7 protein-coding genes are annotated in these 5,945 nt (G+C 66.3%); all 7 read left to right on the top strand.

The window, feature by feature from the left end; all coding sequences use genetic code 11:
• Positions 1-368 precede the first annotated feature (368 nt).
• The 7 genes from ACFV61_RS11535 (at position 369) to ACFV61_RS11505 (ending at position 5,756) form a co-directional block, all read left to right on the top strand.
• Entirely contained in the window at positions 369-581 is a 213-nt protein-coding gene (locus ACFV61_RS11535) for a hypothetical protein (protein WP_363584986.1), read from the top strand.
• Positions 565-1,080 (top strand): DUF6879 family protein, encoded by a 516-nt coding sequence (locus ACFV61_RS11530; RefSeq protein WP_380491332.1) that lies wholly within the window; start codon positions 565-567, stop codon positions 1,078-1,080. The genes ACFV61_RS11535 and ACFV61_RS11530 overlap by 17 nt, the downstream gene beginning before the upstream one ends.
• Positions 1,077-1,910, top strand: coding sequence for a helix-turn-helix domain-containing protein (locus tag ACFV61_RS11525; RefSeq protein WP_380491330.1), 834 nt, complete (start codon positions 1,077-1,079; stop codon positions 1,908-1,910). The genes ACFV61_RS11530 and ACFV61_RS11525 overlap by 4 nt, the downstream gene beginning before the upstream one ends.
• 100 nt (positions 1,911-2,010) lie before the next feature.
• On the top strand, positions 2,011-2,913 hold the full coding sequence (locus tag ACFV61_RS11520; RefSeq protein WP_380491328.1) for a phosphotransferase: 903 nt from the start codon (positions 2,011-2,013) through the stop codon (positions 2,911-2,913).
• A gap of 34 nt (positions 2,914-2,947) precedes the next feature.
• Positions 2,948-3,943 (top strand): nucleotidyltransferase domain-containing protein, encoded by a 996-nt coding sequence (locus tag ACFV61_RS11515; protein ID WP_380491326.1) that lies wholly within the window; start codon positions 2,948-2,950, stop codon positions 3,941-3,943.
• A gap of 10 nt (positions 3,944-3,953) precedes the next feature.
• Positions 3,954-4,628 (top strand): histidine phosphatase family protein, encoded by a 675-nt coding sequence (locus ACFV61_RS11510; protein ID WP_380491324.1) that lies wholly within the window; start codon positions 3,954-3,956, stop codon positions 4,626-4,628.
• Between the two features lie 9 nt (positions 4,629-4,637).
• On the top strand, positions 4,638-5,756 hold the full coding sequence (locus tag ACFV61_RS11505) for a hypothetical protein (RefSeq protein ID WP_380491322.1): 1,119 nt from the start codon (positions 4,638-4,640) through the stop codon (positions 5,754-5,756).
• The last annotated feature ends 189 nt before the right edge of the window (positions 5,757-5,945 follow it).

Here is a 5,945-nt window from a genome sequence, read left to right as displayed (position 1 = left end):
TCGATCGAGTCCTCTGTCCAACCCCCCATAAATCCACCAGACACATAAGCTTCGCTGGCCGTGGTCACCCACCGCCCTCCCCCCCCCCCCCCCCCCCTTCCCCCCAGGTACCGCCGTCACACTGCGGCAGGCCTCGGGACGATCCAGAGTTCGGACGGGCCGCTGACGATGACGGACTCCGGCCGGGCGAGCGGTGCCCCTCGCAAGGAGCCGCCGGCCGACAGTTCCTCGGAGCGTCAGAGCGGGAGACCCCCCGGCAAGATTCTTATTCCAGATCAGGAATATGCCCGGTACGGCGTGGACAGGCATCGGAGCCGGCCCTAGCGTCGTTGATGGGTTGGGAGGCACTCGACCTGGAAGGGGTCAGCATGGCTGAGTACCCGCAACTGCTGCGTCTTACCGGCAAGTTCAACGGCCCGAACTGCGACGATGACGACTGCCCGAACGTGTACGCGACCGATCGGGGGACGTTCGTGGTCCAGGGCGACCACTTCACGGCCCTGAAGGTGCCCACCGGGGAGTCCGCCGTCGAGATTCCCCGACACGTCCTGGAGGAGGCCATCCGTGCTCTTGGATGGTGACCAGTGGCGCGCTCACTTCGACAGCTACCAGCACGAAGCGTTCCGGTTCGAGGCGCAGCCCGCCTACACCATGCCCAGGGAAGCAGAGAGCCTGGCCAGTTTTCTACGCGGCGAGCCGAAGCCGGTCGATCACAACGCGGCGTGGCACCGGAGGGTGCACGGCTTCGTCTCCTCGGGGCGGACGATCGGCCGCGTCCGAGTGGTTCGCCGGCCCCTCACGGACTACCAGCGGTACCAGTTCGCCTGGGGCATCCCCGGCAACATCGCCGCCGGAGAAGACATCCGAATCCTGGACGCCACTGAACGGAACTTCGGCATTCCCGACCAGGATTGGTGGCTGTTCGATGATTCCTCGGCAGTCCACCTGAATTTCCGGCCTGACGGCACCCAGATCAACCGGGAGCTGGTCAGCGGTGACATGCACCGCCACCAGGAGTGGAAAAGAATCGCCCTGGCCCACTCCGTGCCGTTTTCCGAATATCTGAAAGATCTCGGGTGACGCTCGATCCGGATCAGCTCGGCCGGTCGAAGTCCGACCTGGCCGAAACGCTCAGAAGGCTCCGCCTGGAAGCCGGTCTCACAGGAGACCGGCTTTCGGTGCGTTGTGGCATCTCCCAGAGCAAGATCAGCAAAATCGAGACCGGAAAACTGACCCCGGGCCTCGTCGATGTGGAGCGCATCCTCAGAGCTCTTGGGGCTCCGGCCGCCCTCGTCCGGGAAGTGTCCTCGCTGGCTCATACGGCCAATACCGAGTGGCAGGACAAGCGCACTTCATGGCGCCGGGGCATCGAAAAGCGGCAGGCGGAGCTGGCGTCGCTGGAGTCGGACGCGACAGAGCTGCGATATTTCCTGCCGGCAATGATCACAGGTCTCCTGGCCACGCCCGAGTACATTCGGGCCAGCTTGAGCCACTCCCCCGGTGACAGGACGATCGTCGTGGGCCGCAAGCTGGAACGCCAGGCGGCTCTCTACGACGAATCAAAGTCGTTCACGTTCCTGCTCACAGAGCAGGCGGTGAAGTGGGCACTGCTTCCTCCGCAGGCAATGGCCGTCCAGATTGACCGCCTTGCATCGCTCGCCCATCTGCCGTCGGTTCGAATCGGCGTGATTCCATATGGGACACTTATTACTCGCGGACCAATGAACACGTTCACGGTGTACGACGACCGCCTCGCCACTATGGAATCGTTCACCGGCCGTCTCGCATTTCGCGATCACCGGGACATCCAGCGCTATCGTGAAATTTTCTCGATATTCGAAGAATCCGCCCTCTTCGGCGACGAGGCCAGGAGGCGGCTCGGCGAATGGTCGATGATGTACCGCGAGTGATCTTTATTCGTTGACGGGAATACCGTTGTCCGGCCTGCTCGAACTCTCCTAGTCTGGACGCCTGCGCTACGGCGACTCGGTACGGCAGAAGGACGGGCCGATGAACACCTGGGAGTTCGTGAAGGACCGGACCGCCACCCGGGGTGCGGTCTGGAGATCGGCCGACGGCTCGCTCTACAAACGGACCGGCGGAGAGGACTTGCGGGCGGAAGTCGAGTTCCAGCAGCTGGCCGCCGGACTGGGATACCCCGTACCTGCGATTGTCGACAGCGGATTCGAAGGCGGAAGTTACTTCGCCATCGAACACACCATCGGCAGCAGCTCGTTGCACGAGGACGCCCTGGCCGACACTCAGCGGGCCGGACAGGTCAGCGACCACGTGATCAGCGCCGCAGCCGCCATCTCCTCGAAGCTCCTACAGGCCCAGGCGAGGCACCCTCTGCCCTCGACACCGTGGTTCGAGAAGGCGGCCTTCGCGGCGGACGTCTTCAAGGAGAACCCGGACTTCGACACACCGCGGGTCCACCAGACGGTCGAGCGCGCCCTCGACCGCCTGTCCCGACTCCCCATGGTGCACGGGCACTTGGACTACGGTCTACCCAACATCCTCACGGCCGGGGTCATCGACTGGCAGCACCACGGACCGATCCCGTTCGGCTACGACGTGTACCCGGCGCTCGACATCGTGGCCTTCAAAGGCGGAGGCAAGGGCTACACCATCACCTCGGAGCAACGCGCCACGTACGCCGTCGCACTCGACCGGACCAGTACGCCCCTGATCGGCCGGCGGGTCAGCGATCACCTGGGCGACTTCCTGCTCGTCAAGTGCTTCTTCTTCCTCGCCCTCATGCGGCCCGCTCACCCCGCACGGCACGACAAGCACATCAAGTGGCAGTACCGCCGCGCCCTCTTCTCGATGGGACTTGAGCAGTATGAGTCGTCCGCCACGATCGACACCGGAGCCTTCTCCGCTCTGGAGCAGTTCGCCACTGAACACCGGTAGGCCGGTTCCCAGCGTCCGCGACCGTGACTACCTGATGGATCACCACGGTGTCGTCTTCAAGGTCATCGGGGACAGCCACCCCGGCAGCCACTATCTGGGCTACGTCAAGTACCACCCGGACGAGAAGGGGGACCGGCGGGTGTTCGGCCGGACCTACCGGCAGAACAGTGTCGTGTCGAAGTCCTTCGGCATCCTGGCCGACCGACCGGAGTGCTACGTCTACTCCGACACCCTCGGCTGCGTCATCACTGGCATTCCGCGCGAAGACGTAGCCGTCCACTACTCGTGCCGCCAGGCCCTCTCCGCCATCCATGAGGAACCCGGCGCGGTCGCCGACAACCCGGCAGGCGAGGACCTCCTGACGATCACCGAGTGGATCACCGCGAACGGCGCCCGGGATCTCCTGGGTGTCACCGGGTCCTTTCTCGTCGGCTGTTTCAACGAGCGCTCGGACATCGACCTCGTCTGCTACGGGCCGGAAGGCTACAAGGCCGCCCAGGAGCTGTTCCAGCAGACCGCTCTGATCAAGCCCTACGACGGAGACGACCTGACCCGGCTGTACATCCGCCGGGCCAAGTACATGGAGGGCAGCTCCTTCGAGGCCCTCATCAAGCAGGAACGCCGCAAGTTCCAAGGGCTCACCGTCAACACCGGCGCGCACATCAACTGCGAACCCATCCGCTCCGACCGCGACAGGCCCTTCTCCCGTACCTCCTCCAAGGAGATCGGAGAGATCTCCCTCCTCGCGAGAATCACCGACCACGCCGAAGGCCTCACCACCCCGGCGCTCTACGGGATCAAGGTCAGGACCATCCTCAGCTCGACCATCGACGAGCCCGACTCCTTCGCCCGCCGGATCACCCACATGCGCTCCTACCTCGGCGCCTACACCGGAGCGTTCCGATCCGGAGACACCGTGCACCTGTCCGGCAAGCTCGTCCACACCCAGGACGGTGAACGCAGCAGCTTCGGCATCGAGCTCACCCCCTGGACCGTCAGCGGCTCCTACGTCGCCAACCTCGCTGCGTAGGCGTCGCGCGATGGCCCTGCTCGTCATCCGGCACGCCGAGTCCGTCGAGAACGCCGACAAGTACCATGGTTTCTACCAGGACCCGCGCCCCTACACCGGAGCCGTCGCCCACACCATCTCCCGCACGATCGTCGGCCTGACCCCGCACGGTTTCCGGCAGGCCCAGTGGCTCGCCGGTGTCCTGCCGAAGCTCGCCGGCCCCACGCCGCACGTCTACACCTCGACCTACCGCAGGACGATCGACACCGCCGCGATCGCCCTGCCCGACCTCCCCGACGGATGGCCCCGGCAGACCACGCTCCTCGACGAGCAGCACTATGGCGACGCCACCTACATGACCAAACGAGAGCTGTTCGACAGCTACCCCGAACTCGCCGAGGACCGCCGCCTGCGCAAGCACCGCTGGACCGCACCGGCCGGCGGTGAATCGCTCGCCGAAGGCGTGCTCAATCGAGCCACCGAGTTCGCCACCCTCGCCCAGGCCGAACTCCAGGAATCGACCACCGTCGTTGCCTTCACCCACCACACCGCCACGGTGGCACTCCGATCCCTGCTCGAAGCCTGCCCCCTGCCCGAGATCCTCGCTGAGGAGCGGAAGGGCAAGATGCCCAACGCCGCGATCCTCCACTACGAACTGCGAGACGGCCGGTTCACCCGCACGGGAACCTCCACCCCGCCGGTCTAGGAGGAGCCCGTGCGACACCTGTTCCTCAACGGCCCTGTCCAGAACGGGACCTTCACCTTCGGCACCCACCCCGGCAAAGCCGTCGGCATCCGCCTCGCCGCTGCCCTCAACGCCATCCTCGGCTTACCGCCCGCACCCCACCTGTGGAACACCGCCACCCTCGCCGGAGACCTCCGTCACCGGGAGGCGGAGGGGCCGAAGATCCTCCGCCAGCGCTTCGAGGCCGACCTCATCGCGGGCAAATACCCGTCCGGCCGGCCCCCGGCGGGCGGCATCATGACCGACACCGATGCCGAGGTCGCCGGCCTTTCGCTGGAGATGATCGAAAACAACCTCCGCGCCGGCACCCTGACCATCAGCCGTGAGGCCGTTCCCACCTGCCGGGCCTGTGGCCACATGACCGGTACCGGTGGCCACCCCTGCAACGCCTGTGGCAGCACCGACACCCGGGACCGCACAGGCCTTCACCTTGTCGCCGAACTCGCCAAGGACCGCCCCGTCCTCGACCGCTCGGACATCCACGCCAGTCACCGGCAGCAGCCCAGACACCTTCAGGGCACCGTCGGCAAGGTCCCCGGGCGCCTGATCCTCTCCCGCACCCGCGACCACGGCATCGACCTGTCGCCATTCGGTCTCGACCGCCTCGTGCTCGACCCGCGCGTCGGCATCCATGCCACCGTCCTCGCCGCAGCCCGCAGGCACCGGGCGGAGGTAGCCGTCATGACCATCACCCAGAACGCCGCCAACCACATCGCCGCCCACGGCCTGCACTTCCGCGGACACGACGGCATCCGCCTCCGGTATGCCCTCCACGGACACCTGCCCTATAGCCACACGGCAGGTCTTCAACCGCTCCACGACGCATACCGAGCCACCCCGGCGATCAAGGAGAGCTTCGAAGCCTGGTTCCTCCCCCTCTTCTCCCTCCAGGCCAAGGCCGCAACCCGGCCCGAGCAGTTGCCGGCGATCTTCAGGCACTACATGCGGGCGCACCTGGCCAGACCGGCTGCAGCCGACGAAGAGATGATCGAAGCCCTACGGTGCTCGGTCGAAGCCGGCAACACGGAATGGATCACTCAGAAACACGCGCTGGCCGCCGCCATGACGGTCTGTGAGGCCAGCGCATAAAGCATCCGGCCCTGCATGGGAAGTCGGGCCCACCGACTTCCTATGCACAAGGACGTTCGACAGGAGCGTCGCCGCCTTCGACGGAAGGGGGGGGGGCCCGCGGGGGGGGGGGGGGGCCCGCCCCCCCCGGGGCGCGGCCCCCACCGGGGGGGGGGCGCGCCCTCGCACACGCGCGCCGGGGCGCGGTTA

The sequence above is a fragment of the Kitasatospora sp. NPDC059817 genome (assembly GCF_042731835.1).
Classification (GTDB): domain Bacteria; phylum Actinomycetota; class Actinomycetes; order Streptomycetales; family Streptomycetaceae; genus Kitasatospora.
The sequence above is the reverse complement of the archived record's forward strand: the minus strand, read 5'-3'. Positions and strand labels throughout refer to the sequence as shown.